This window comes from Pseudomonas serbiensis (assembly GCF_030580745.1).
GTDB lineage: Bacteria > Pseudomonadota > Gammaproteobacteria > Pseudomonadales > Pseudomonadaceae > Aquipseudomonas > Aquipseudomonas serbiensis.
In genome coordinates, this window is the sequence record NZ_JAUQOO010000013.1 from 43,056 (window position 1) to 69,101 (window position 26,046).

The following is a 26,046-nucleotide window of genomic DNA, read 5'->3' on the forward strand; positions in this document are numbered from 1 at the left end:
GTACGCCGACAAGCTTGCCGCTTGAAGCTTACAGCTTGGAGCTTAAACCCTATGAGCCATCAATCCGAATTGATCAGCGAGGACATCCTCGCCTATCTGGGCCAGCACGAACGCAAGGAAATGCTGCGCTTTCTTACCTGTGGCAACGTCGATGACGGCAAGAGCACGCTGATCGGGCGTCTGCTGCATGACTCCAAGATGATCTATGAAGATCACCTGGAAGCCATTACCCGCGACTCGAAGAAGTCCGGCACCACTGGCGATGACGTGGATCTGGCGTTGCTGGTGGATGGCCTGCAGGCCGAGCGTGAGCAGGGCATCACCATTGATGTCGCTTATCGCTATTTCTCTACCGCCAAGCGCAAGTTCATCATTGCCGATACGCCGGGCCACGAGCAGTACACCCGTAACATGGCGACCGGTGCATCGACCTGCGATCTGGCGATCATTCTGGTCGACGCCCGTTATGGCGTGCAGACCCAGACCCGTCGTCACAGCTACATCGCTTCGCTGCTGGGCATCAAGCACATTGTCGTGGCCATCAACAAGATGGACCTCAATGGCTTCGATGAGAGCATTTTCGAGTCGATCAAGGCCGATTACCTGAAGTTTGCCGAAGGCCTGGCCTTCAAGCCGACCACCATGGCATTCGTGCCGATGTCGGCCCTCAAGGGCGATAACGTGGTGAACAAGAGCGAGCGTTCGCCCTGGTACACCGGTCAGTCGTTGATGGAAATTCTGGAAACCGTGGAGATCTCCAGTGACCGCAACTATGCGGACCTGCGTTTCCCGGTGCAGTACGTCAACCGCCCGAACCTGAACTTCCGTGGCTTCGCTGGCACTCTGGCCAGCGGCATCGTGCATAAGGGCGATGAAATCGTCGTGCTGCCGTCGGGCAAGAGCAGTCGCATCAAGTCCATCGTCACCTTTGAAGGTGAACTGGAGCAGGCAGGTCCAGGCCAGGCCGTGACCCTGACTATGGAAGACGAGATCGATATCTCCCGTGGTGACCTGTTGGTGCATGCCGACAACGTTCCGCAAGTCAGCGATGCATTCGATGCCATGCTGGTATGGATGGCTGAAGAGCCGATGCTGCCGGGCAAGAAATACGACATCAAGCGCGCTACCAGCTACGTGCCGGGCTCGATTGCCAGCATCACACATCGCGTCGATGTGAACACGCTGGTCGAAGGTCCTGCCAGCGCCTTGCAACTGAACGAGATTGGCCGCGTCAAGATCAGCCTCGATGCACCTATCGCGCTGGACGGTTACGAAAGCAACCGCACCACCGGTGCGTTCATCGTCATTGATCGCCTGACCAACGGCACTGTCGCGGCGGGCATGATCATCGCCAAGCCAGTCAGTGCGGGCGGCGCGAATCACCATGGCGAACTGGCTCACGTGTCGACTCAGGAACGCGCCCAGCGCTTCGGTCAGCAACCGGCTACCGTGCTGTTCAGCGGTCTGTCGGGCGCAGGCAAAAGCACGCTGGCCTACGCGGTCGAGCGCAAGCTGTTCGACATGGGGCGTGCGGTTTATGTCCTCGATGGCCAGAACCTGCGTCACGACCTGAACAAAGGTCTGCCACAGAACCGTGCCGGTCGTACCGAGAACTGGAGCCGTGCTGCTCACGTAGCCCGTCAGTTCAACGAAGCCGGCCTGCTGACCCTGGCAGCCTTCGTCGCACCGGATGCAGAAGGCCGTGAGCGCGCCAAGGCGCTGCTTGGCAAGGAACGTTTGCTGACCGTCTACGTCCAGGCTTCGCCAAGCGTCTGCCGCGAGCGTGATCCGCAAGGTCTGTATGCCGCCGATGGCGACAACATCCCAGGCGAATCCTTCCCGTACGACGTACCGCTGGATGCCGACCTCGTGATCGATACACAGTCGTTGAGCGTGGAAGAGGGCGTCAAGCTGGTACTGGACTTGTTGCGCACCCGCGGCGCGATCTAAGTTCTTCGCGAATGAATTCGCTCCCACACATGGTCTGTGGGAGCGAATTCATTGGCTCTGTGTGCGTTAAGTGTTGCACCTGGAAAAGAATGCGATTTTATTCAATAAAATCAATTGATTAGGCTTTTCTTGTAACGTCCACTTTACGCACCCCTGAAACCCGCATTGCAGAGCCTTAGGCAGGGGTTGCACGGTGCGAGTTTAGTCATCTGCAACACTTAACGCAGACAGAGCCAATTCATTAGCGAAATGCGGTATATATTTATCGCATATCACTCCCCTCTGATGATTAGTTGAATACTCAATCTATAGCTTTCAAGGTGAAAGAGATGAGTATTCAATACGGTTCGTTTAATGGAAGTGGCTCTCCTGTATTGCCGCCCAATCAAATGATGACCCCTGGGCAGTTTCTGCTGTCGCCTAACGGGCGCTTTCGTCTGGACTTACAGGGCGATGGTAATCTTGTAATCAAGGATAATGGCGTTGTTATATGGGCCGCTGATGGTAGTCAGCCCTATAGTCTTACACTTTCTCGCAAGCAAAGAGGCGCACCCTGGTTTGTCGTAAGCAATAGCGGTTTTCTCTACGATCCGGCCAGAGCTCGCCTCTGGGTGGCAGAAAGCACTCACAGCAAGGATAAGTCATATTGGTATCACAGCCATATGTCCATGCAGGATGACGGTAATCTGATCATCTATGACGAGCGCACAGGCAGCCTTTTATGGGCTCGGTTTGGTTTCATACCTGGGCGAAACAATAGAACCATTCGGGTTTTGATAGAACCCTTCAAGATCTATACATGGAAGTTTTGATTTCTGTTAGTGGATTGCTTCCATATTTATCGTTGCACGGGGCAGTCAGATCGGTTTGGGTCCATTTCGCATTTGTACAGAAGTTCGGGATTATGTCTTCCCATCATGTAACAGTTGTGAGTGCAGTCGCCGGAGACGCAACCTGATAGTAATAGGCATGCAGTCAGTATTTTTATCGCTTTCATTTGTTTCTCCAGTTTTTGGAGAGGGTAAATGTGTGCAGAATTTATACATAGACGTTGCAGTCTTGAAAATGCGTAGGATGTTTCTGTAGCGCCCACAAAAAAGCCCGCCATTCGATCTGAATGGCGGGCTTTTTGTTTATCGGTCGCTTACGGCTTTTTCAGACCGTAATGCTCATCCAGCATGCCCGGCGTGTTGGGTGCCTTGGGCGCGTAGTCCTTTGGTGCTTCGCTGTCACGTGGCGGTGTAAGGCGGTCGCGTGGTGCCTGGTTGGCCTCTGGATGCAAGGCCGCCAGCAGGCGTTGGCGGGTCAGTTCGTCAAGGGCCAGACGATTGGCGCCCTCGGCGAGATGTTCCTGTACTTCCTGATAGCTTTGCGAGAGTTTCTGTACCAGGGTAGCCGTGCTGTTGAAGTGTGTGACCACCTCGTTCTGATAGGTATCGAAGCGCTCCTGAATGCTATCCAGCTGGCGCTGGGTGTTATTCGGAACGGTATTGGGCAGCAGACGTGCGACCAGGAAACCAATGACGACACCGGCAACCAGGGCAAGAGTCGGCAACAACCAAACTAAGAGCGAGTGTTCCACGAGTCCTTCCTCTATAAACGGCTTTGCTTTACGTTAACGGCTCTAACCTGCGCTGTATACCCGCGACACGTCGCTTATATGTCAGCCACAGACAATCAGCTAGACGAGTCGATCCATTTCGAGGTCACGGAGTTTATTTTGTCCATGCGTGAAACCCCCGTATTCATTGATGGCCCCGAAGGCCAGCTTGAAGCGCTTTATCAGGATCTGCCCGATGCTGTGGGCCTGGCGCTGATTTGCCATCCTAACCCGATCCAGGGTGGGACGATGCTCAATAAAGTGGTTTCGACGTTGCAGCGTACCGCCCGCGATGCCGGTCTGGTTACGTTACGTTTCAATTATCGTGGCGTCGGTGCCAGCGCTGGCACATCGGTTGCCGGGCCGGAGGAGGTCGAAGATGCGGTTGCGGTCGCGCAATGGCTTCGCAAGCAGCAGCCGGATCTGCCCATCACGTTGCTGGGTTTTTCCTTTGGGGGTTATGTGGCTGCCACGCTTGGCGGACGCCTCGAAGCGCAAGGCGAGCAACTGAAACACCTGTTTCTGGTGGCCGCTGCCGCATCGCGTTTGAAGGATCAAAGCGTCCTGCCGCAGAACTGTCCGCTGACGGTCATTCAGCCCGAAACCGATGAAGTCGTGGACCCGGAAATGGTCTATGCATGGTCCGCGCTTCTGCAACGTCCCCATGAGCTGCTGAAAGTGGCAGAATGCGGACACTTTTTTCACGGCAAGCTGACCGATCTGAAAGATCTGGTCCTTCCGCGTCTCTCGAACTGATTGCAGCCATAGAATAAGCGACCTGCCATGACTACTCGTATCCTGACCGGTATCACCACCACCGGCACTCCCCATCTGGGCAACTATGCGGGCGCGATCCGCCCGGCCATCGTCGCCAGCCGCCAGAAGGATGTCGACTCGTTCTACTTCCTGGCGGACTACCATGCCTTGATCAAGTGCGATGACCCGCAGCGCATCCAGCGCTCGCGCCTGGAAATCGCCGCGACCTGGCTGGCTGCCGGTCTGGATGTCGATCGAGTGACCTTCTATCGTCAGTCCGATATCCCCGAGATCCCGGAACTGACCTGGCTGCTGACCTGCGTGGCCGGCAAGGGCCTGCTCAACCGCGCCCACGCTTACAAGGCATCTGTAGACAAGAATGTCGAGGCCGGCGAAGACCCGGATGCCGGTATCACCATGGGGCTGTTCAGCTATCCGGTGCTGATGGCGGCCGACATTCTGATGTTCAACGCCCATAAAGTGCCGGTCGGCCGTGACCAGATCCAGCACGTTGAAATGGCTCGCGATATCGGTCAGCGCTTCAACCACCTGTTCGGCAAGGGCAAGGAGTTCTTCGTCATGCCTGAAGCCCTGATCGAGGAAAGCGTTGCGACGCTGCCCGGTCTGGATGGTCGCAAAATGTCGAAGAGCTACGACAACACGATTCCGTTGTTCAGCAGCGCCAAGGACATGAAGGATGCGATCTCGCGCATCGTCACCGACTCGCGTGCTCCCGGCGAAGCCAAGGACCCGGATAACTCTCACCTGTTCACGCTCTATCAGGCATTCTCCAGTGCAGAGCAGTCGGCCGAGTTCCGCTCCGAGCTGTTGCAAGGTCTGGGTTGGGGCGAGGCCAAGAATCGTCTGTTCAAGCTGCTGGATGGCGAACTGAGCGAAGCCCGCGAGAAATACCTGGGCCTGATCGAGCGTCCTGCGGACCTGGAAGACATCCTGCTCGCCGGTGCCCAGAAAGCCCGTCGCGCCGCCACGCCGTTCCTTGAAGAGCTGCGCGAGGCGGTTGGCCTGCGCTCGTTCCGCACGGTTGCGCAGAATGTCGAAACCGGCAAGAAAAAAGCCGCCAAGGGCGCACGGGTTGTGAGCTTCCGTGAAGCGGACGGCAGTTTCCGTTTCCGTCTGCTGGCTGCCGATGGTGAAGAGTTGTTGCTGTCGAGCCATTTCGCGGATGGCAAGACGGCAGGCGCTGCCAGCAAAAGTCTGCTTGGCCCCAACGAGCCAATCATCATTCCTGGTGACTTCCACTTTGAAGTGGCTTTTGGCAATGGCAACGCCCAAAGTCCGCAGTTTGAAAGTGCTGAAGCCGTGCAGGCCGGTATAGAGCGCTTGCTGGCTGAGCTCAAAGCCTTGCAGGATTGATTGCCATTCCCCCGGGCCGTCGCTACAGTGACGGCCCGCTTTTGTTGCCTTGTTACCGAATATGACGCCCCTAGAACGATATCAAGCAGATCTGAAACGCCCTGACTTCTTCCACGATGCTGCGCAGGAAAACGCTGTGCGTCACTTGCAGCGTCTTTACGAAGATCTGATCGCTGCGAACAACAGCAAGCCGGGCGTGTTCGGCAAGCTGTTCGGCAAGAAAGAGCCAGCCCTGGTCAAGGGGTTGTACTTCTGGGGTGGTGTAGGCCGGGGCAAGACGTATCTGGTCGATACCTTTTTCGATGCCCTGCCGTTCGAGCAGAAGGTGCGGACTCACTTCCACCGCTTCATGAAGCGCGTGCACGAAGAAATGAGAACCCTCAAGGGCGAGAAAAACCCGCTCACTCTTATCGCCAAGCGCTTTTCCGATGAGGCGCGGGTGATCTGTTTCGACGAGTTCTTCGTTTCCGACATTACCGATGCCATGATCCTTGGCACCCTGATGGAAGAGCTGTTCAAGAATGGCGTGACCCTGGTCGCCACTTCCAACATCGTGCCCGACGGTCTGTACAAGGACGGTTTGCAACGCGCCCGCTTCCTGCCTGCGATTGCCCTGATCAAGCAGAACACCGATATCGTCAACGTCGACAGCGGCGTCGACTATCGCCTGCGCCATCTGGAGCAGGCCGAGCTGTTCCACTTCCCGCTCAATGACGTCGCCGAGGAAAGCCTGCGCAAAAGCTTCAAGGCTTTGACGCCGGAGTGTGCGCAGACCATCGAAAACGATGTGCTGATCATCGAGAATCGCGAGATTCGCGCTTTGCGTACCTGCGACGACGTGGCGTGGTTCGATTTCCGCGAATTGTGCGACGGGCCTCGCAGCCAGAACGACTACATCGAGCTGGGTAAGATCTTTCATGCCGTGCTGCTAAGCGGCGTCGAGCAGATGAGCGTGACCACTGACGACATTGCCCGTCGGTTCATCAACATGGTCGATGAATTCTACGACCGTAACGTCAAGCTGATCATCTCGGCAGAAGTTGAGCTGAAGGACCTGTATACGGGCGGACGTTTGACGTTTGAATTCGCACGTACCTTGAGCCGCTTGCTGGAAATGCAATCCCACGAGTTTTTGGCTCGGGCGCATAAGCCTTAGGAGCAGTTGCAAGCTTCAAGCTGGAAGCTGGAAGCTGCAAGTAAAGGCAGGTTGCGCACTGCTTTTGCTTGCAGCTTGTAACTTACAGCTTGCAGCTTTTCAGCATGCTGCCCTCAGGCGGCCTGCTGAAACTGCTGCCTATATTGATTGGGCGACAGTTCGGTGTGCTGGCGGAACAGGCGGGCGAAGAAGCTTGCATCGTCGTAGCCAATTTCATAGCTGATGGTCTTGATGCTCTTTCGCGTGCCGGAGAGCAGGCCCTTGGCTGTTTCGATGCGCAGGCGTTGCAGGTAATGCAGCGGCTTGTCGCCGGTTGCGGCCTGGAAGCGGCGCATGAAGTTGCGGATGCTCATGCCGTGGTTGCGGGCCACGTCTTCAAAGCGGAACTTGTCCGCGAAATGTTCTTCGAGCCAGTGCTGGATTTGCAGGATGATCACATCCTGATGAAGCTTCTGGCCGCCAAAACCTATCCTTCCCGGTGAATAACTGCGCCGCACCTCATAGAGGATGTCGCGGGCCACGGCCTGGGCGACGTTCGAGCCGCAGAAGCGTTCGATCAGATAAATGTAGAGATCACAGGCCGATGTGGTGCCGCCTGCGCAATACAGGTTGTCGGCGTCTGTCAGGTGTTTTTCCTGATTGAGCAGGACCTTGGGAAACCTTTCGTTGAACGCATTGAAGAAACGCCAGTAGGTGGTGGCTTCCTTGCCGTCCAGCAGGCCGGCTTCGGCCAGCCAGAAAACCCCGGTGGCTTCACCGCACAGGACGGCGCCGCTGGCGTGCTGTTCGCGCAGCCATGGCAGTATCTGCGGGTATTGCTGCAACTGGCTGTCGAAGTCGTCCCAGAATGCCGGGATGACAATGATGTCGCTTTCGCACAGCGGGCCGTCTACCGGCAGGGTGACGTCACTGAAGCTGCCGACGGGCTGTCCGTCCGGGCTTACCAGGCGAATTTCAAAGGCGGGTTTGAGGCCGTGACCCAATTGCTTGCTGTACCGCAGGCTGGCCAGATGGAAGAAGTCCTTGGCTTGCATGAGGGTCGAGGCGAATACTTTGTCAGTGGCAAGAATGCTTACGCGCCGCAGCGGGGCGGTGTGTTGAATCGGCATAATCTTTTGTTCTTATATGGAATAGTGGTCAAGCAACGGCTGAATCGTCTTATTTTTTTGCGGGTGTGTCCAGCCTCCGCGGTCGTCTCTTGCTGGCTGGCGGCCTGACGATTTGCTCGCGCAAGCAATAAACAGAACCTGAGCTGAAAATCAGGTTGAGGTTATTTTTTCAGCCTGTATAATCCGGCAGCTCTTTGCAGTGGAAGTGATGCGCCGTCTGCCGAAGAATCTTGCCGTATAACGGACGCGCTGACCCGAGCCCCCGATAGCGTCTGTTTCCGGCTGCCTTTGACTTGTCAAAGTACGCACTATTCAGTAAGATCCGCCGTCTCATTTTCAGGCGGCCCCTGAGGCTATAAAGAATGAAAACTTTTACTGCTAAACCGGAAACAGTTAAGCGCGACTGGTTCGTCGTCGACGCTGCTGGTCAGACCCTGGGTCGTCTGGCCACCGAAATCGCGAGCCGTCTGCGTGGCAAGCACAAACCGGAATACACTCCGCACGTCGATACCGGTGATTACATCGTCGTTATCAACGCTGAGCAAATCCGCGTTACCGGTGCTAAAGCTTCCGACAAGATTTACTACTCTCACTCCGGTTTTCCGGGCGGGATCAAATCGATCAACTTCGAAAAGCTGATCGATAAAGCTCCTGAGCGCGTGATCGAGACCGCGGTCAAAGGCATGCTGCCTAAGAACCCGCTGGGTCGCGACATGTATCGTAAGCTGAAAGTCTATGCGGGCGCTGTACACCCTCATACTGCTCAGCAGCCCCAAGAACTGAAGTTTTAACGGAATAGTTCATTATGTCGGCGACTCAAAATTACGGCACTGGCCGTCGCAAGACCGCAACCGCACGCGTTTTCCTGCGTCCGGGCACTGGTAACATCTCGATCAACAACCGTTCTCTGGACGTGTTCTTCGGCCGCGAAACTGCCCGCATGGTAGTTCGTCAGCCACTGGAACTGACCGAAACAGTTGAAAAGTTCGACATCTACGTCACCGTTATCGGTGGCGGTGTAAGTGGTCAAGCTGGCGCAATCCGCCACGGTATCACTCGCGCTCTGATGCAATACGACGAAACTCTGCGTAGCGCCCTGCGTAAAGCCGGTTACGTTACTCGTGACGCTCGTGAAGTTGAACGTAAGAAAGTCGGTCTGCGTAAAGCGCGTAAGCGTCCGCAGTACTCGAAGCGTTAATTCGCACTTCGTTCAAAAAGAACGCCCAGCCTCTTCGGAGCTGGGCGTTTTTTTATGTCTGTTATTTATGTGTGACAACGTGACACACGGCTGTAAGCCTTGATTTACAACGTTTCCTACTTTTCGTACGGTCTTATTACCTTGTTAATTGAAGGGTTTTTATTTACCATCCGGCCAAATCTATAAACAGCTAGATTGATATTAAGTAGACGCCTGATCAAACAGGCCACATAGCTGATGGGAGAGGACGGAATGAGCAATGACGGCGTGAATGCAGGCCGGCGTCGCTTCCTCGTGGCAGCCACATCCGTGGTTGGTGCAGCAGGAGCGGTGGGGGCTGCGGTCCCGTTCGTGGGGTCATGGTTCCCCAGTGCCAAGGCGAAAGCCGCAGGGGCACCGGTCAAGGTGAATATCAGCAAGATTGAAGCAGGACAGCAGATGATTGCTGAATGGCGTGGTCAGCCGGTGTTCATTGTTCGTCGCACCAAAGAGATCCTGGATAACCTTGGCAAGATTACCGGCCAGCTATCCGATCCTGAGTCCAAGGCTTCTGTTCAGCCTGCTTATGTTGACCCTGTCGTTCGTTCGATCAAGCCGGAAATCCTGCTGCTGGTCGGTCTGTGTACGCACCTGGGGTGTTCACCAACCTTCCGTCCTGAAGTCGCACCTGTCGATCTTGGCAAGGATTGGGTGGGGGGCTATTTCTGTCCTTGTCACGGGTCTCATTACGATCTGGCCGGTCGGGTCTACAAGTCGCAACCCGCACCATTGAATCTGCCAGTACCCCCGCATTCCTATGAGTCGGACAGTGTCATTGTCATTGGCGTCGATAAGGAGGGTGCGTGATGAGCAAGTTCATGGATTGGGTCGATGCTCGTTTCCCGGCGACAAAGATGTGGGAAGACCATCTCAGCAAGTATTACGCTCCAAAGAACTTCAACTTCTTCTACTTTTTCGGTTCTCTGGCGCTGCTGGTTCTGGTCAACCAGATCCTGACCGGCGTCTGGCTGACCATGAGCTACACGCCGTCGGCTGAAGAGGCGTTTGCTTCTGTCGAATACATCATGCGCGATGTCGAGTACGGCGCAATCCTGCGTTTGCTGCACTCCACTGGCGCCTCGGCTTTCTTTATCGTGGTCTACCTGCACATGTTCCGTGGCTTGCTTTACGGCTCGTATCAAAAGCCGCGTGAGCTGGTCTGGGTTTTCGGGATGCTGATTTACCTGGCATTGATGGCTGAAGCCTTCATGGGATATCTGCTGCCTTGGGGGCAAATGTCTTACTGGGGTGCCCAGGTGATCATTTCGCTGTTCGGGGCCATTCCGGTCATTGGCGATGACCTGACCCAATGGATTCGCGGTGACTACCTGATTTCCGGCATCACCTTGAACCGTTTCTTCGCCTTGCACGTGGTCGCACTGCCAATCGTGGTGCTGGGGCTGGTGGTTCTGCATATCCTGGCGCTGCATGAAGTGGGCTCCAACAACCCGGATGGCGTGGACATCAAGAAACTCAAGGATGAAAACGGCATCCCTCTGGATGGCATTCCTTTCCATCCTTATTACACCGTGAAAGACATTGTCGGCGTGGTGGTGTTTCTCTTCGTCTTCTGCTCGATTGTGTTCTTCTTCCCTGAAATGGGTGGCTACTTCCTCGAAAAACCTAACTTTGAACCTGCCAACGCCTTCAAGACGCCTGAGCATATTGCGCCTGTCTGGTACTTCACGCCGTTCTACGCAATCTTGCGGGCGATTCCGGACAAGCTCACGGGTGTCATTGCCATGGGGGCCGCAATTGCAGTGTTGTTCGTGCTGCCATGGCTCGACCGCAGCCCGGTCAAGTCGATGCGCTACAAGGGATGGATGAGCAAGATCTGGCTGCTGCTGTTCTGCGTGGCTTTCGTGATCCTGGGCGTGCTGGGCGTTCTGGCGCCAACCCCGGGGCGGACTCTGTTGTCGCAGATCTGCACCTTTCTGTACTTCGCCTACTTCATTTTGATGCCGTTCTATACCCGGCTAGAGAAGACCAAACCGGTTCCAGAAAGGGTGACTGGCTGATGAAAAAGCTATTTGCTGTACTGATTCTCGCGATTCTGCCTGTCTTGTCGTTTGCCGCCGAACATGGCGGCCCAGAGCTGGAAAAGGTTGATATCGACGTTTCCGACAAGGCGGCGATGCAGGACGGCGCACGCACGTTCGCCAACTACTGCATGGGCTGCCATAGCGCCAAGTACCAGCGTTATGAGCGCGTAGCCGATGATCTGGGTATTCCCCATGAGTTGATGCTGGAAAAGCTGGTGTTTACCGGTGCCAAGATCGGCGATCACATGAATATCGGGATGCAGCCAAACGATGCCAAGGCCTGGTTTGGTGCTGCGCCGCCTGATCTGACGCTGGTGGCGCGAGTACGTGGCACGGATTGGTTGTATGGCTATCTGCGTTCGTTCTACGAAGATCCGGCTCGTCCGTGGGGCGTGAACAACAAGGTGTTCCCTAATGTCGGCATGCCCAACGTGTTGGTCGGGCTTCAAGGGCGTCAGGTTGTCGGCTGCAAGCAGGTCCAGGTGATTGAGGATGGCAAGAAGCAATATGATCCGCTGACCGGTGCGCCGCTCACCCATGAGGCTTGCGATCAACTGACCATCGTGCCGAAAACCGGTAGCCTGAACGAAGAGCAGTTCGACGAGAAGATCAAGAATCTGGTGACCTTTCTGGCCTATTCAGCCAATCCGGTTAAACTGCAGCATCAGCGCATAGGCGCTTATGTGTTGCTTTATCTGGCCTTCTTCTTTGTATTCGCCTATCTGCTCAAGCGTGAATACTGGAAGGATGTTCATTGATCGAGCTGTAGCTTCGCCCTGACACAAGCGCTCCAGTGGCGTCTCCATTCGGATAGTGATTGCGAGGCGGGTATAGTAGCGGCGCAAGATTGCAGAATTTACTTCGCGTAAATGAGCTATCTTGTCGCCCGCGACGACGACCTGTCTTTGCGCGGTCATAATCGGAGGCACCACTGGGGCGCGTTCGTTTGTCTGCCTTATAAATTTTAACAAGCGAGGAGGATCGCCATGGGCGTGACCAATCGGTTGGCCTGTTACTCCGACCCCGCCGACCACTATTCCCATCGCGTGCGCATCGTGCTCGCGGAGAAAGGTGTCAGCGCCGAGATCATCGATGTTGTTGCGGGCCGTCATCCGCCTCAGCTCATCGAAGTGAATCCGTATGGCAGCGTTCCAACCCTGGTTGATCGTGACCTGGCGTTGTACGAGTCTACGGTGGTGATGGAATATCTGGATGAGCGTTACCCGCACCCGCCCTTGCTGCCGGTTTACCCTGTGGCGCGTGCCAATAGCCGCCTGTTGATCCATCGGATTCAGCGCGACTGGTGTGGACTTGTGGATCTTATTCTGGATTCGCGTACCAAAGAGTCTGCCCGCGTACAGGCGCGCAAGGAATTGCGTGAAAGTCTGACCGGTGTTTCGCCGTTGTTTGCGGAAAAGCCTTTTTTCCTCAGTGACGAGCAAAGCCTTGTCGATTGCTGTCTACTGCCCATACTCTGGCGTTTGCCTGTATTGGGTATCGAATTGCCACGGCCTGCCAAGCCGTTGCTTGATTACATGGAGCGCCAATTTGCGCGCGAGGCATTTCAGGCGAGCCTGTCTGTAGCCGAACGTGAGATGCGCTAAGGCTTAAGGAGCCGTTGATGAACTCCAGTCGCCCTTATCTGATTCGTGCTCTCTATGAGTGGATCGTCGATAACGATTGCACACCGCATATATTGGTCAATGCGGAGTACCCATCGGTGCAGATCCCTCAGGGTTTTGCCAATGATGGGCAGATTGTCCTGAACGTTTCGCCCAGTGCTGTGCGCCATTTGCACATGGACAACGAAGCGGTCAGTTTTGAAGGCCGCTTCGGCGGTGTGCCGCATACCTTGTATGTTCCTATCGGTGCCATTCTGGGGATCTATGCCCGGGAAAATGGCCAGGGCATGGTCTTCGATCTGGAGCCTCCGGTGGAGGAAGAGGACGAGATCGAGCTGGAAGAGGATGCGCCACCACCGGACAGCGAGCCGCCGCGCCCCAGCGGCAGACCGAGTCTGAAGGTAGTGAAATAAAAAAAGGCGATCCGGATGGATCGCCTTTTTTAGTGCCGGCAGCTTATCAATCGATGTACTCGAATAACCTGACGATCTTCTGTACGCCGGATACGCTCTGCACCAGGTTGGTGGCGCGGTTGGCTTCATCCTGAGTGACCAGGCCCAGCATGAAGACGATCCCGTTTTCGGTGACCACCTTGATGCGCGAGCCGGGGATAGAGTTGTCCGCCAGCATCTGGGTTTTGATCTTGGTCGTCAGCCAGGCATCGTTGTTACGCGCCAGCAGGGACGAGGGGGTGATGACCTGAAGTTCGTTATTGACCTTCTTGACCCGCTGCACGGAGCTGGCGGCCTGTTCTGCAATGGCCTTGAGGTCTGCGCGAGGTGTCTGGCCAGCCAGCAGGACGATGCCGTTGAAGCTGGTGACGACAATATGCGAGCCTTCGGCCAGGTCAGGGTGGGCCTTGGAAATGTTGACGGCGGCTTTGGTTTCGATGAGGGAGTCATCGATCTTGCTGCCGAAAGTCCTTGTTCCCCGGTCGTCCTCGATCGGCGTGTCACGTGTTGCTGTCAGAACCGAGCTGCATCCGCTGACGCCGAGGCACAGTGTCAGGACCAGTAGGCTGAGGCGATTAGGGGTCATTCTTCACTCCCGAACAGTTGGCTGTCGATCAGATCGCAAAGGCAATGGATCGCCAGCAGATGGACTTCTTGTATGCGTGCCGTGACGTTGGCCGGTACGCGGATTTCCACGTCCTCCGGCAATAATAGCGATGCCATGTCGCCACCGTCGCGTCCCGTCAATGCTACGACAATCATTTCGCGATCATGTGCGGCCTGGATGGCTTGAATAATGTTCGCCGAATTGCCGCTGGTGGAAATGGCCAGCAGTACATCGCCCGGCTGACCCAGGGCTCTGATCTGTTTGGAAAAGATTTCGTTGTAGCTGTAATCGTTGGCGATCGAGGTGATGGTTGACGTGTCTGTGGTCAGCGCTATGGCTGGCAGGCTCGGTCTTTCGCGCTCGAAACGATTGAGCAGTTCGGAAGAGAAATGCTGCGCATCGCCAGCGGAGCCGCCGTTACCGCAGGCAAGCATTTTGCCTTCGTTGAGCAGGGCGTTGACCATTACCTGGCTGGCCTGCTCGATAAAGGGTGCAAGGACGTCCATCGCCTGTTGCTTGGTGTCGATGCTGGCCTGGAAAAGCCGGCGAATTCGGGATTGCATGTCCATCAATGTGACCTTAATGAGAGCGTACGGCGGCTGGTCGGGTGCGCTGCGGGTATTCCCGGCGGCTCACCACACACTGAATGTGCAGCCCGCAAATCAAATAGCAAAATGGGTGGTAAAGGGTGTTGCTGCTCGTCAGGGTTCTGATTGCCCTTGATCGAATCAACTGTCGAATGCGCTCTTGAGCCAGTTCAGGGGAGCGGCCTTGCCTGGATCTCCATCGACAGCTATCACGTCGAAACGGCATGGATAATCGGCCCACCGGGACTCTTGTTGCAGAAACAGTTGTGCAGCGGTAATAAGTTTTTCCTGTTTGCGAAAGTCGACGCTTTCCATCGCTCCACCCCAGCCTGAATGGCGTCGGTAGCGAACTTCGACGAATACTACTGTATCGCCGTCGAGCATGACTAGATCAAGCTCGCCGCGTTTACATGACCAGTTTTGAGTGATCGGGCGCAGGCCTTGTTGCTGCAGATAGAGCAGGGCGTAGGCTTCTGCCTCGCGCCCTGCCTGTTGCCGGGTGTTGCCTGACATCAATTGATGGTGTCCGGGAGACGCTGGACCTTGCCGTCGATGAACTCTGCCCATGGCAACTGACGCTCGACGCGACGGCTCGGGCTCATGCTCAGGCTGCCCGACAGACCATCGATACGGCTTTCAGGCAGCGTTTTGAGCTGGTCGAGGCGTGGGGCCAGGCGATAGGCGTCGATGCCCATGGCGTAGAGGCGACCCAGGCTGCCGGATGCCTGCGGCCATTGAGCAATCACCTGCTGGCGCAGAGGGTCGTTGGCATTGAGCAGCCAGGGTGTTTCGCAGAAGCGTACGCCGTTCAGGTCCAGATACTGAGCCTGATCGTTGCTGTTGGTGAACAGATGGGACGTTGCATAGACCGGAACGTCGCCCGCGTACTGGAACACCATGGTTGGCTTGATTTGCTGGGCCTGTTGAGGCGTCGCGGCCAGGAACATGAAGTCGATGTCCTGACGGCGTGTCGGCTGGGCTGCAACCTGGGTGCCTACCGTGCTTTGCAGACGCTGGGCGCGGCCTTCACTGTTACGCAACTGGAACAGGTCAGCGACTTGCTGGGCAAGCGCGACGGGTTGGTCAACATGTTCGGCAGCGATCAGTTTGCCGCCCTTGGCCAGCCAGCTTTTGCGGAAGGCATCCAGTACACGATCACCCCATTCGCCTTTCGGCACCATGGCGACTGCGCTGCGTTTGCCGTCTGCCCAGGCGCGACGGGCCACTTCGCGAGCTTCGTCTTCGGCGGCGAGGCCGAACTGGAACAGTTGCGCCGGGCCTTCGGTGTTGGAGTCGCTGTAGTTCAGGGCCAGCGTGGTGATAGGCAGTTGCTGACGGCTGTTCAGCTGTTTGACCAGATTCTTTTCCAGCGGGCCGACGACCAGTTGCGCACCGGCAGCCTTGGCCTGACGGTAGAACTCGTCCATCGAGGTGACGCGCGAGCTGTCGAAAACCTGGATGGCAGGTGGGTTCTGGCCAGCTTGCTGGGCCTGATAGTGAGCGGCCATGAAGCCTTCACGAAGCGCCTTGGCAACCGAGGCCAACTGGCCATCCTGTGGGAGCAGCAGAGCGATCTTGGTCAGCGGTTCGCTGGTCAGGGCGCGAAGTTGGGCCAGGGTGGTCGGCAGCTTCTGGGCGGCCGGGTGCTGCGGGTTCTGTGCTTTCCAGGCGTCGATGGCTGCCTGTTGTTGCTCCAGCGTGCCGGCGCCCTTGACCGAGCGGGCCAGGCTCAGCCAGCCCCCCATGTCGTCGGTGGTGGTGCTTTGCAACTGGTCGGCAGGCAATGAGGCAACAAGTGCCCAGATTGCATCGTTGTTGGCGCTGGCGTCGTTGCCTTGCAGCAGCGGACCGGCAAATACACGCTCGCGAGCGGCAGCCAGAGCCTGGCCATCGGCTTCAAGTGCGCGGGCCCGGACAGTGTGGGTGCGCACTTGCTGTTCAACCGACAGTTCGCCCAGGCGTTGCAGGCTCGGATGCTCCAGCGCGGTCAATGCCGCTTTTGGCTGGTTGCGACCCATGGCCAGTTCCGCAGACAGGGTGCTGGCGAATACCTGCAAACCGGGCTTCAGCTGATCCAGAGGCACCTGGGCCAGAATCTGGGCTGCGCGACCAGGATTATTCTGGCGATTCGCCAGGTCTGCGGCGCTCAGGCGCAATGTGGCGGCCTGATCCGGCGCCTTGGCGGACGCGGCCTGTTCGAGCAGTTGCTCGATGCTGGCGTCGGGGGTGCGAGGCAACTCACCAAGACTGGATGAGGGCGAGCTGGCACAGGCTGCAAGAAGGGCAGCGAGGCAGAGGGCAGAGAACAGCCGCAGGCAGGCGATCATTGATGTGTTCCTGATACTCAAGCAAGTTAGCGGGGAATTGTACCCAAGCACTGGCCGGGGTGCGACTTCGATGGTGTGCAAAGCAGTGATATTGGTCGTGTCATGGCCCTCTATCGGCCAATACACCCGATTCGATAGTGTTTCAGCATCTTGCGGCGGGACAGAATCATGGGTTTCCTTCCTTTTTATACTCATCCCTGAATGTGTTGCACCATTGGTCATGGCCGTAGCCTGTACAATGCGGTTTTTTCAAACATCAAAAATGAGGTCTGCGCTTTGACTGCTCCGGTTGTTTCAAATTCCACCCTGGGTTCGCTTTATGTAGTGGCGACCCCTATCGGCAATCTGGACGACATGAGCGTGCGGGCCTTGAAAGTGCTGCGTGAAGTGGCATTGATAGCAGCAGAGGATACTCGGCACTCGGCACGGCTGATGCAGCATTTTGGAATATCCACGCCTCTGGCTGCCTGCCATGAACATAACGAGCGTGACGAGGGTAGCCGTTTTATCACTCGTTTGCTGGCGGGCGACGATGTTGCGTTGATTTCCGATGCCGGTACGCCGCTGATCTCCGATCCCGGTTATCACCTTGTCCGTCAGGCGCGAGCGGCGGGTGTGCAGGTCATTCCGGTGCCTGGTGCCTGTGCATTGATCGCGGCTCTGTCGGCAGCCGGTCTGCCTTCGGACCGCTTTATCTTCGAAGGTTTTTTGCCAGCCAAGGCAGTCGGTCGCAAAAGTCGGCTTGAAGTGCTTCGCGAAGAACCGCGCACGTTGATCTTCTATGAGGCCCCGCACAGGATTCTGGAATGTCTTCAGGATATGGAGCAGGTGTTCGGCCCTGATCGCCCTGCGCTGCTGGCGCGGGAGCTGACCAAGACCTTTGAAACGCTCAAGGGTTTGCCGCTGGCACAGTTGCGCGCCTTTGTCGAAGGCGACAGCAATCAGCAGCGTGGCGAATGTGTGGTTCTGGTGGCGGGCTGGACGCAGCCCGAGGATGAAGATGTCGTGGGGGCCGAGGCGCGCAGGGTTCTTGATCTGTTGCTGGAGGAAATGCCGCTCAAGCGTGCTGCTGCACTGGCCGCTGAAATTACCGGTGTGCGCAAGAACCTGCTTTATCAGGTCGCGTTGGATAAGCAGAAGAACCAATAAGTTCCCGCCTGTGCGACGAATGCGCGTCATTCGGGCTTTTAATGCTTGTTCTTGACGCCTCGTATCGATACCCTTGGCAACGGAGAGTCGATTGGACAGTCGCTGCCTCTTGTTGTTTCGCAACAAGGGGGGGAGGAAAGTCCGGGCTCCATAGGGCGGAGTGCCAGGTAACGCCTGGGAGGCGTGAGCCTACGGAAAGTGCCACAGAAAATAACCGCCTAAGCACTTCGGTGCCGGTAAGGGTGAAAAGGTGCGGTAAGAGCGCACCGCACGTCTGGCAACAGTTCGTGGCAAGGTAAACCCCACTCGGAGCAAGACCAAATAGGGTTCCTAGGCGTGGCCCGCGCTGGAACCGGGTAGGTTGCTAAAGACGTCCAGTGATGGCCGTCGTAGAGGAATGACTGTCCTCGACAGAACCCGGCTTACAGATCGACTCTCCACCTTTTTTCCTCTCTGCTGTTAAAGCAGCTGTTTTTCTTCTCCGTAATGCCAAAAAATTCTTACACTTAATAAATTACTTTAACTTTTGCTCACAAACATTTGAGAGGCATCGTGTTTGCCTGTCAAAACCCTCGTGAATTTATCTCTCCCCCTCCAATACCACTCCTAAATCTCCGAAATGTAAGGGGTTTCCTTAAGACCGTGCCTTGACGGTGTGGTGGGCGCATTCCTATAGTGTGCGTAAGTGGCAGAAAGTGGCACGAAGTGGGTTTTTTTAGCGCAAAAAGTTAAAATTCGGAGAGTGCGCCTGTGTTTCGTGGTGCCAACGCAATCAATCTCGATGCCAAGGGCCGTCTCGCTATGCCGAGCCGGTACCGTGACGAGCTGGATTCGCGTAGCTCCGGCCAACTTATCGTGACCATTGATGCTGTTGATCCCTGCTTGTGTCTTTATCCGCTGTCCGAGTGGGAACTGATTGAGGCGAAACTTCGTGAGCTGGCTACCTTTCGCGAGGAAAACCGCCGGTTGCAAAGGCTTCTGATTGGTAATGCAGTGGATCTGGAGCTGGACGGCAGTGGGCGTTTTCTGGTGCCACCGCGTCTTCGTGAATACGCCAAGTTGGATAAGCGTGTGATGTTGGTTGGACAGCTTAATAAGTTTCAACTGTGGGACGAGGATGCCTGGAACGCTCTTGCCGATGCCGACCTTGCAGCCATTCAAAAACCTGGCGCGATGCCTGATGAATTACGTGACCTGATCCTGTGACTATGAACAGCAGTTTTACCCACATCACCGTACTGCTCGAAGAAGCCGTCGAGGCTCTCGCTGTGCGCGCCGATGGCTGCTATCTGGACGGCACATTCGGTCGTGGCGGACATAGCCGCCTGATACTGCAGCATCTGGGGCCGGATGGCCGGCTGCTGGGGTTCGACAAGGATCCTCAAGCGATTGCCACAGGGCAAGCGCTGGCGGCCGAAGACGGCCGCTTTGTCATTGTGCAGAGAAGCTTTGCTGAATTGGGCTCGGAGGCTCAAGAACGCGGGTTGGCAGGCAAGGTCAACGGCATTCTGCTGGACCTTGGCGTGTCGTCGCCGCAACTGGATGATCCTGAGCGTGGCTTCAGCTTCATGAACGACGGCCCGCTGGACATGCGCATGGACCCGACTCGCGGCGTGAGTGCGGCCGAGTTCATCGCCACAGCCCCCGCTGAAGAAATTGCCCGGGTTTTCAAGGAATACGGCGAAGAGCGTTTCGCCAAGCGCATGGCCAATGCCGTGGTCCAGCGTCGTGAAATCCAGCCTTTCGAGCGCACTGCCGATCTGGCAGAAGTCCTCAAGGTCGCCAACCCCGCCTGGGAAAAAGGCAAGAATCCGGCCACGCGCGCCTTCCAGGGCCTGCGTATTCACGTCAACAACGAGCTGGGTGATCTGGAAGCCGGTCTTGAGGCGGCGCTGGACGCCCTGGAAGTCGGCGGCCGTCTGGTGGTCATCAGCTTCCACTCTCTGGAAGACCGCATCGTCAAGTTGTTCATGCGCAAGCTCGTCAAGGGCGAAGCTGACAACATGCCTCGTAATCTGCCGATCCAGTTCAAGGCCTTCGAGCCGAAAATCAAACTCATCGGCAAGGCGCAGTTCGCCTCGGACGCAGAAACCAGAGCCAATCCACGCTCGCGCAGCGCTGTCATGCGTGTGGCGGAGAAGCTCAGGTGAGTCGTCTGTTCCTCAAGCCATTGCCCGGCGGCAGTTTCATTATGTTGCTGCTGTTCATTGCCGTCCTCATTTCGGCAATCGGCGTGTCCTATAGCGCCCACTGGAACCGGCAATTGCTCAACTCCCTGTACTCGGAGATGAGCGTGCGCGACAAGGCGCAGGCCGAGTGGGGGCGTCTGATTCTTGAGCAAAGTACCTGGACGGCCCACAGCCGCATCGAGAACCTGGCCACCGAACAGTTGAAAATGCGCATCCCCAACGCTGCCGAAGTACGGATGGTGGCGCCATGATGAAGCTTGAGGGTGCCCTGTATCCGTGGCGTTTCCGTGTTGTGGTGGGCTTGCTCGTCGTGCTGGTGCTCGCCATCTGCTGGCGCATTGTCGATCTGCAGGTCATCGATCACACCTTCCTCAAGGAGCAGGGTGATGCTCGTAGCGTCCGTCATATCCCGATTCCGGCTCACCGTGGTCTGATCACCGACCGTAACGGCGAGCCTCTGGCCGTCAGTACTCCTGTGACTACGCTGTGGGCCAACCCGCGTGAAATGCAGCAGGACAAATCCAAGTGGTCCTTGCTGGCGGCTGCGCTTGGCCAGGACCTCAAGGCCCTGACCGAGCGTCTCGATTCCCAGGCCACCAAGGAATTCATCTATCTGGTTCGCGGCCTGACGCCTGAACAAGGGCAGTCGGTGCTGGACCTGAAAGTCCCCGGTGTCTACGGCATCGAGGAGTTCCGGCGTTTCTATCCGGCCGGTGACGTGACCGCCCACATGGTTGGCTTCACCGACCTTGATGACCATGGTCGCGAGGGCGTCGAGCTTGCCTACGACGACTGGCTCGCTGGGGTTCCCGGCAAGCGGCAGGTCATCAAGGACCGCAGGGGACGACTGATCAAGGACGTCCAGGTAACCAAGAACGCCAAGGCCGGCAAGACCTTGGCTTTGTCTATTGATCTGCGCCTGCAATATCTGGCCACCCGCGAGCTGCGCAACGCCATTGTAGAGAACGAAGCCAAGGCCGGTAGCCTGGTAATCATGGACGTCAAGACCGGCGAAGTTCTGGCCATGGTCAACCAGCCGACCTACAACCCGAACAATCGCCGCACCATGGTGCCTGCTGCAATGCGTAACCGGGCAATCATCGACGTGTTCGAGCCGGGTTCGACCATGAAGCCGATTTCCATGACGACCGCGCTGGACAGCGGCCGCTGGAAACCGAGCGACAAGGTCGAGGTCTATCCGGGCACCTTGCAGATCGGCAAGTACACCATTCGTGACGTGACCAAGACCGAAGGGCCGATCCTCGATCTGACCGGGATTCTGATCAACTCCAGTAACGTGGGCATGAGCAAGATCGCCTTCGACGTGGGCGGTGAAGCCATCTTCCGTACCATGCAGCGCGTCGGTTTCGGCCAGTACACCGGCCTTGGATTCCCCGGCGAGCGCGTGGGCAATCTGCCGAACTACCGCGAGTGGCGCAAGGCTGAAACCGCGACCCTGTCCTACGGCTACGGGCTTTCGGTAACTGCTTTGCAACTGGTGCATGCCTACGGCGCGCTGGCCAACAACGGCCGGATCGTGCCGCTGACCATTCTGAAAAGCGACACGCCGCCGACGGCAGTGCAGGCCATTCCAGAAAACACCGCCAAGACCCTGCAAGGCATGTTGCAGCAAGTGATCGAAGACCCGCGTGGCGTCTATCGCGCCCGTGTGCCGTCCTATCACGTCGGCGGCAAGAGTGGTACTGCACGCAAGACTTCCATCGGCACCAAGGGATACGCGGAAAACTCCTACCGTTCCCTGTTCGCCGGTTTTGGCCCGATGAGTAACCCGCGCTATGCAATCGTCGTTGTGATCGATGAGCCGAGCAAGGGTGGTTATTTCGGTGGTCTGGTTTCTGCCCCGGTATTCAGCAAGGTCATGTCCGGTACGTTGCGTCTGATGAACGTGACGCCTGACAACCTCGCCGCACCGCAAGAGCAGGTCAATGTTGCCCCGGTAGTGAAAGGAGGGCGTGGCTGATGGCTTTCAATCTGAGCAAGATTTTCGCTCAAACCGACCGCGATCCTCTGATTCGCGAGTTGACGCTCGACAGTCGTAATGTCCGGCCGGGAGACCTGTTCCTGGCTGTGCCCGGCATCAAGCTTGATGGCCGCGCCCATATCGCCGACGCCTTGCAACGCGGCGCGGCGGCCGTGGCCTATGAAGCAGAAGGTTCTACGGTGTTGCCGATTACCGATGTGCCGTTGATCCCTGTGAAGGGCCTGGCGGCGCAGTTGTCGGCCATTGCTGGCCGCTTCTATGGCGAGCCGAGTCGCGGCCTGAATCTGGTGGGCGTCACCGGCACCAATGGCAAGACCAGTGTCACGCAACTGGTCGCCCAGGCTCTTGACCTTCTCGGTCAGCATTGCGGCATTGTTGGTACTCTGGGGACTGGTTTCTATGGCGCCCTTCAAAGCGGCCGCCACACCACGCCAGATCCGATTTCCGTGCAGGCAACCATCGCCGACCTGAAAAAGGCCGGCGCACGCGCCGTTGCGATGGAAGTGTCGTCTCATGGCCTCGACCAAGGTCGTGCGACCGCTTTGGATTTCGATGTCGCCGTGTTGACCAATCTGTCCCGCGATCATCTGGATTACCACGGCACGATGCAGGCCTATGGCGCGGCCAAGGCCAAGCTGTTCGCATGGTCGGATCTGCGTTGCCGGGTCATCAACCTGGACGACGAGTTCGGCCGTGAGCTGGCCGAGATCAAGCATGAGTCGCGTCTCATCACCTACAGCCTCCAGGACAAGAGCGCATCGCTTTATTGCCGCGATGCGAAGTTCGATGACGATGGCGTACGCGCCACGCTGGTGACTGCGCAAGGTGAACACCTGCTGCGCAGCCGTCTGCTGGGGCGTTTCAACCTGAGCAATGTGCTTGCCGCTATCGGCGCCTTGCTGGGGCTGGAGTATGCGCTGGACGAAATTCTCAAGGTTCTGCCGAAGCTGGAAGGCCCGGTCGGGCGCATGCAGCGTCTTGGCGGTGGCGACAAACCTTTGGTGGTGGTTGATTACGCCCATACCCCCGATGCGCTCGAGCAGGTCCTCAACGCATTGCGTCCGCATGCCAAGGGCCGCTTGTTGTGCCTGTTCGGTTGCGGTGGCGATCGTGACAGTGGCAAGCGTCCGCTGATGGCCGAAGTGGTCGAGCGCCTTGCCGATGGCGTCTGGGTTACTGACGACAACCCCCGCACAGAATCGCCGGGCCGGATCTTCGATGATATCCGCCCAGGCTTCGTGACCCCTGATGCCGTGCATTTCATTGAAGGCCGTGGCCAGGCGATTGCCGAACTGATTGCCAGTGCCGATGCGGCAGATGTCGTGGTCCTGGCTGGCAAGGGCCATGAGGACTATCAGGAAATCAACGGTCAGCGTCATGCGTTCTCCGATCTGGAAGAAGCCGCCAAGGCCTTGGCTGCACGGGAGTCTGCGAATGCTTAAAGCATTGACCTTCAGCGAACTGGTCGCGCCGCTTGATGCCCGTCGTGTGGGCGATTGCAGTTTTACCGGCGTGAGCACCGACAGCCGTGGCATCTTGCCGGGCCAGTTGTTCGTTGCCCTGACCGGCCCGCGATTCGATGGTCACGAGTATCTGGATCAGGTTGCCGCCAAAGGCGCCGTAGGTGCTCTGGTCGAGCGTGAAGTGGAAGGTGCAGCCTTGCCGCAACTGGTCGTGCTCGATACCCGCAAGGCCTTGGCGCAATTGGGCGCGATCAATCGCAATGCCTTTGTCGACAGGCCTGTTGCAGCCATTACCGGTTCCAGTGGCAAGACCACGGTCAAGGAAATGCTGGCCAGCATCATGCGTACCCGCGGCCCGGTTCTGGCCACACGTGGCAATCTGAACAACGAACTGGGCGTGCCGCTGACCCTGCTTGAGCTGTCCCCGGAATACTCCTCGGCAGTCATCGAGCTTGGGGCGTCGCGTGTCGGTGAAATCGCTTTCACTGTCAGCCTGACAAAACCTCATGTCGCACTGATTACCAATGCCGGGACCGCCCATGTCGGTGAGTTCGGTGGTCCGGACAGGATCGTGGAAGCCAAAGGCGAAATCCTTGAAGGGCTCGATGCCAGCGGCATTGCGGTCCTGAATCTGGATGACAAGGCATTCCCGACCTGGCGTATCCGTGTCGGTGAGCGAAAGATCGTCAGCTTTGCCCTGAGCAACACCCAGGCCGACCTGCACGCCAGTGACCTGGGGCGCGATGCCCGTGGCTGCCCGAACTTTTTGCTGCACAGCCCGTTGGGCACTGCGCAGGTGCAACTGAATCTGCTGGGTAAACATAACGTGGCCAATGCGCTGGCGGCGGCTGCTGCGGCCTTTGCGCTGGGCATTACGCTGGAAGGCATTGTCACTGGCTTGAACAATGTTCAGCCGGTCAAGGGCCGTACGGTCGTACACATTGCCAGCAATGGTGTGCGGGTGATCGATGACACTTACAACGCAAACCCGTCTTCCATAAATGCCGCTGTCGATCTGTTGGCCGATTTCCCCGGACGTACTGTCCTGGTGCTGGGCGATATCGGCGAGCTGGGTGACTGGGCCGAACAAGGTCACCACGACGTGGGCGCCTATGCCGCCGGCAAGGTTTCTGCGCTTTATGCCGTTGGTCCGCTGATGGTTCACGCCGTCAACGCCTTCGGCGAGCATGCGCGCCATTTTGCCAGCCAGGCCGACCTGATTGCGGCGCTGGGCGCCGAGCAAGACACAAATACCACTTTATTGATCAAGGGCTCGCGTAGTGCCGCGATGGAAAACGTCGTGGCCGCCTTATGCGGTTCTAGCCTGGAGAAACATTGATGCTGCTGCTGTTGGCCGAGTTTTTACAACAGTTCTACAAAGGCTTTGCGGTCTTCCAATACCTGACCTTGCGCGGGATTCTCGGCGTGCTCACGGCCTTGACCCTTTCGCTGTGGCTGGGTCCGTGGATGATTCGTACCCTGCAGCTTCGCCAGATTGGTCAGGCCGTGCGTAACGATGGTCCGCAATCGCACCTCTCCAAGTCCGGCACCCCGACCATGGGCGGTGCATTGATCCTGTCGTCCATCGGCATCAGCACCTTGCTGTGGGCTGACTTGAGCAACCGTTATGTGTGGGTGGTACTGCTCGTCACGCTGCTGTTCGGCGGTATCGGCTGGGTTGATGACTATCGCAAGGTGATCGAGAAGAACTCCCGTGGCCTGCCAAGTCGCTGGAAATACTTCTGGCAGTCGGTGTTCGGCCTGTGTGCAGCCATCTTCCTTTATACGACTGCGCCGTCGGCGACCGAAACCACGCTGATCGTGCCGATGCTCAAGGATGTGCGCATCCAGTTGGGCATGGTCGGTTTTATCGTATTGACCTATTTCGTCATCGTCGGCTCCAGCAACGCCGTGAACCTGACTGACGGGCTGGACGGGCTGGCAATCATGCCGACCGTGATGGTCGGTGGCGCGCTGGGTATCTTCTGCTACCTGTCGGGTAACGTGAAATTTGCAGAATACCTGCTGATTCCCTATGTGCCGGGAGCGGGTGAGCTGATCGTATTCTCCGGTGCGCTGATTGGTGCCGGGCTCGGATTCCTGTGGTTCAACACTTATCCGGCCCAGGTGTTCATGGGCGACGTCGGTGCCCTGGCACTGGGCGCGGCACTGGGCACCATGGCAGTGATCGTCCGCCAGGAAATCGTCTTGTTCATCATGGGCGGCGTGTTCGTGATGGAAACCCTTTCAGTGGTCATTCAGGTTGCGTCATTCAAACTGACCGGTCGCCGCGTGTTCCGCATGGCGCCTATCCACCACCACTTTGAACTCAAGGGCTGGCCTGAGCCGCGTGTGATTGTCCGTTTCTGGATCATCACCGTGATTCTGGTACTGATCGGCCTTGCAACGCTGAAACTGAGGTAG

General features: G+C 57.2%; 26 protein-coding genes and 1 other RNA gene. 21 read left to right on the forward strand and 6 right to left on the reverse strand.

The window, feature by feature from the left end:
* The first annotated feature begins 51 nt into the window (after positions 1-51).
* Together cysN and Q6A51_RS17135 are read left to right on the forward strand one after the other, a co-directional pair.
* Positions 52-1,950 (forward strand): sulfate adenylyltransferase subunit CysN, encoded by a 1,899-nt coding sequence (gene cysN, locus Q6A51_RS17130; protein ID WP_304575326.1) that lies wholly within the window; start codon positions 52-54, stop codon positions 1,948-1,950.
* A gap of 329 nt (positions 1,951-2,279) precedes the next feature.
* Positions 2,280-2,762 (forward strand): hypothetical protein, encoded by a 483-nt coding sequence (locus Q6A51_RS17135; RefSeq protein ID WP_304575327.1) that lies wholly within the window; start codon positions 2,280-2,282, stop codon positions 2,760-2,762.
* Between the two features lie 332 nt (positions 2,763-3,094).
* Here Q6A51_RS17135 and Q6A51_RS17140 read toward each other — a convergent pair whose 3' ends face one another.
* Entirely contained in the window at positions 3,095-3,532 is a 438-nt protein-coding gene (locus tag Q6A51_RS17140) for a Z-ring associated ZapG family protein (protein ID WP_117165805.1), read from the reverse strand.
* A gap of 144 nt (positions 3,533-3,676) precedes the next feature.
* Here Q6A51_RS17140 and Q6A51_RS17145 point away from each other — a divergent pair, with 144 nt between their 5' ends.
* The 3 genes from Q6A51_RS17145 (at position 3,677) to zapE (ending at position 6,836) form a co-directional block, all read left to right on the forward strand.
* Positions 3,677-4,306, forward strand: coding sequence for an alpha/beta hydrolase (locus Q6A51_RS17145; RefSeq protein WP_201005739.1), 630 nt, complete (start codon positions 3,677-3,679; stop codon positions 4,304-4,306).
* Positions 4,307-4,333: 27 nt separating this feature from the next.
* Positions 4,334-5,680, forward strand: a complete 1,347-nt coding sequence (locus tag Q6A51_RS17150; protein WP_201005737.1) for a tryptophan--tRNA ligase — start codon at positions 4,334-4,336, stop codon at positions 5,678-5,680.
* A gap of 61 nt (positions 5,681-5,741) precedes the next feature.
* Positions 5,742-6,836: a cell division protein ZapE gene (gene zapE / locus Q6A51_RS17155; protein ID WP_201005736.1), complete on the forward strand. Its 1,095-nt coding sequence runs from the start codon at positions 5,742-5,744 to the stop codon at positions 6,834-6,836.
* Positions 6,837-6,949: 113 nt separating this feature from the next.
* Here the strand turns inward: zapE and Q6A51_RS17160 are convergent, their stop codons facing one another.
* Positions 6,950-7,846, reverse strand: a complete 897-nt coding sequence (locus tag Q6A51_RS17160; RefSeq protein ID WP_201005881.1) for a GlxA family transcriptional regulator — start codon at positions 7,844-7,846, stop codon at positions 6,950-6,952.
* 461 nt (positions 7,847-8,307) lie between these two features.
* On the opposite strand from Q6A51_RS17160, the gene rplM reads away from it, so the two are divergent.
* From rplM to Q6A51_RS17195, 7 genes are all read left to right on the forward strand, one after another.
* Complete coding sequence (gene rplM / locus Q6A51_RS17165) at positions 8,308-8,736, forward strand: 50S ribosomal protein L13 (protein ID WP_025261754.1); 429 nt, start codon at positions 8,308-8,310, stop codon at positions 8,734-8,736.
* A 14-nt stretch (positions 8,737-8,750) separates the two neighbouring features.
* Positions 8,751-9,143: a 30S ribosomal protein S9 gene (gene rpsI / locus Q6A51_RS17170; RefSeq protein WP_025261753.1), complete on the forward strand. Its 393-nt coding sequence runs from the start codon at positions 8,751-8,753 to the stop codon at positions 9,141-9,143.
* 252 nt (positions 9,144-9,395) lie between these two features.
* Positions 9,396-9,989, forward strand: a complete 594-nt coding sequence (petA, locus tag Q6A51_RS17175) for a ubiquinol-cytochrome c reductase iron-sulfur subunit (protein WP_201020589.1) — start codon at positions 9,396-9,398, stop codon at positions 9,987-9,989.
* Entirely contained in the window at positions 9,989-11,200 is a 1,212-nt protein-coding gene (locus Q6A51_RS17180) for a cytochrome b (RefSeq protein WP_201005734.1), read from the forward strand. Before petA ends, Q6A51_RS17180 begins: the two co-directional genes overlap by 1 nt.
* Entirely contained in the window at positions 11,200-11,982 is a 783-nt protein-coding gene (locus tag Q6A51_RS17185; protein WP_201020588.1) for a cytochrome c1, read from the forward strand. The genes Q6A51_RS17180 and Q6A51_RS17185 overlap by 1 nt, the downstream gene beginning before the upstream one ends.
* 228 nt (positions 11,983-12,210) lie before the next feature.
* Positions 12,211-12,828, forward strand: coding sequence for a glutathione S-transferase N-terminal domain-containing protein (locus Q6A51_RS17190; RefSeq protein ID WP_201005732.1), 618 nt, complete (start codon positions 12,211-12,213; stop codon positions 12,826-12,828).
* A 17-nt stretch (positions 12,829-12,845) separates the two neighbouring features.
* A complete protein-coding gene (locus Q6A51_RS17195) occupies positions 12,846-13,259 on the forward strand; it encodes a ClpXP protease specificity-enhancing factor (protein ID WP_201005731.1) in 414 nt (137 codons plus the stop codon).
* A 46-nt stretch (positions 13,260-13,305) separates the two neighbouring features.
* Here the strand turns inward: Q6A51_RS17195 and Q6A51_RS17200 are convergent, their stop codons facing one another.
* From Q6A51_RS17200 to Q6A51_RS17215, 4 genes are all read right to left on the reverse strand, one after another.
* Positions 13,306-13,884 (reverse strand): BON domain-containing protein, encoded by a 579-nt coding sequence (locus Q6A51_RS17200; RefSeq protein WP_304575328.1) that lies wholly within the window; start codon positions 13,882-13,884, stop codon positions 13,306-13,308.
* On the reverse strand, positions 13,881-14,474 hold the full coding sequence (locus Q6A51_RS17205) for a phosphoheptose isomerase (RefSeq protein ID WP_201005729.1): 594 nt from the start codon (positions 14,472-14,474) through the stop codon (positions 13,881-13,883). The genes Q6A51_RS17200 and Q6A51_RS17205 overlap by 4 nt, the downstream gene beginning before the upstream one ends.
* A gap of 159 nt (positions 14,475-14,633) precedes the next feature.
* Positions 14,634-15,005: a YraN family protein gene (locus Q6A51_RS17210; protein ID WP_201005728.1), complete on the reverse strand. Its 372-nt coding sequence runs from the start codon at positions 15,003-15,005 to the stop codon at positions 14,634-14,636.
* Positions 15,005-16,819 (reverse strand): penicillin-binding protein activator, encoded by a 1,815-nt coding sequence (locus tag Q6A51_RS17215; protein WP_304575329.1) that lies wholly within the window; start codon positions 16,817-16,819, stop codon positions 15,005-15,007. Before Q6A51_RS17215 ends, Q6A51_RS17210 begins: the two co-directional genes overlap by 1 nt.
* 276 nt (positions 16,820-17,095) lie before the next feature.
* Between Q6A51_RS17215 and rsmI the strand changes: the two genes are divergently transcribed.
* The 9 genes from rsmI to mraY all read left to right on the forward strand — a co-directional run bounded on the left by rsmI (position 17,096) and on the right by mraY (position 26,046).
* Positions 17,096-17,968 (forward strand): 16S rRNA (cytidine(1402)-2'-O)-methyltransferase, encoded by an 873-nt coding sequence (gene rsmI, locus Q6A51_RS17220; protein ID WP_201005725.1) that lies wholly within the window; start codon positions 17,096-17,098, stop codon positions 17,966-17,968.
* Positions 17,969-18,051: 83 nt separating this feature from the next.
* An RNA gene (gene rnpB, locus Q6A51_RS17225) (RNase P RNA component class A) lies at positions 18,052-18,409 on the forward strand.
* Between the two features lie 309 nt (positions 18,410-18,718).
* The gene (gene mraZ / locus Q6A51_RS17230) at positions 18,719-19,174 is read left to right on the forward strand and encodes a division/cell wall cluster transcriptional repressor MraZ (protein ID WP_200995439.1); all 456 of its coding nucleotides are present in this window, start codon (positions 18,719-18,721) and stop codon (positions 19,172-19,174) included.
* Between the two features lie 2 nt (positions 19,175-19,176).
* The gene (rsmH, locus tag Q6A51_RS17235) at positions 19,177-20,118 is read left to right on the forward strand and encodes a 16S rRNA (cytosine(1402)-N(4))-methyltransferase RsmH (RefSeq protein ID WP_201005723.1); all 942 of its coding nucleotides are present in this window, start codon (positions 19,177-19,179) and stop codon (positions 20,116-20,118) included.
* Entirely contained in the window at positions 20,115-20,408 is a 294-nt protein-coding gene (ftsL, locus tag Q6A51_RS17240) for a cell division protein FtsL (protein WP_201005721.1), read from the forward strand. Before rsmH ends, ftsL begins: the two co-directional genes overlap by 4 nt.
* Positions 20,408-22,138 (forward strand): peptidoglycan D,D-transpeptidase FtsI family protein, encoded by a 1,731-nt coding sequence (locus Q6A51_RS17245; protein ID WP_201020593.1) that lies wholly within the window; start codon positions 20,408-20,410, stop codon positions 22,136-22,138. Before ftsL ends, Q6A51_RS17245 begins: the two co-directional genes overlap by 1 nt.
* On the forward strand, positions 22,138-23,601 hold the full coding sequence (locus Q6A51_RS17250; protein WP_201020585.1) for a UDP-N-acetylmuramoyl-L-alanyl-D-glutamate--2,6-diaminopimelate ligase: 1,464 nt from the start codon (positions 22,138-22,140) through the stop codon (positions 23,599-23,601). The genes Q6A51_RS17245 and Q6A51_RS17250 overlap by 1 nt, the downstream gene beginning before the upstream one ends.
* Entirely contained in the window at positions 23,594-24,961 is a 1,368-nt protein-coding gene (locus Q6A51_RS17255; protein WP_304575330.1) for a UDP-N-acetylmuramoyl-tripeptide--D-alanyl-D-alanine ligase, read from the forward strand. Before Q6A51_RS17250 ends, Q6A51_RS17255 begins: the two co-directional genes overlap by 8 nt.
* Positions 24,961-26,046 (forward strand): phospho-N-acetylmuramoyl-pentapeptide-transferase, encoded by a 1,086-nt coding sequence (gene mraY / locus Q6A51_RS17260; protein WP_201005715.1) that lies wholly within the window; start codon positions 24,961-24,963, stop codon positions 26,044-26,046. Before Q6A51_RS17255 ends, mraY begins: the two co-directional genes overlap by 1 nt.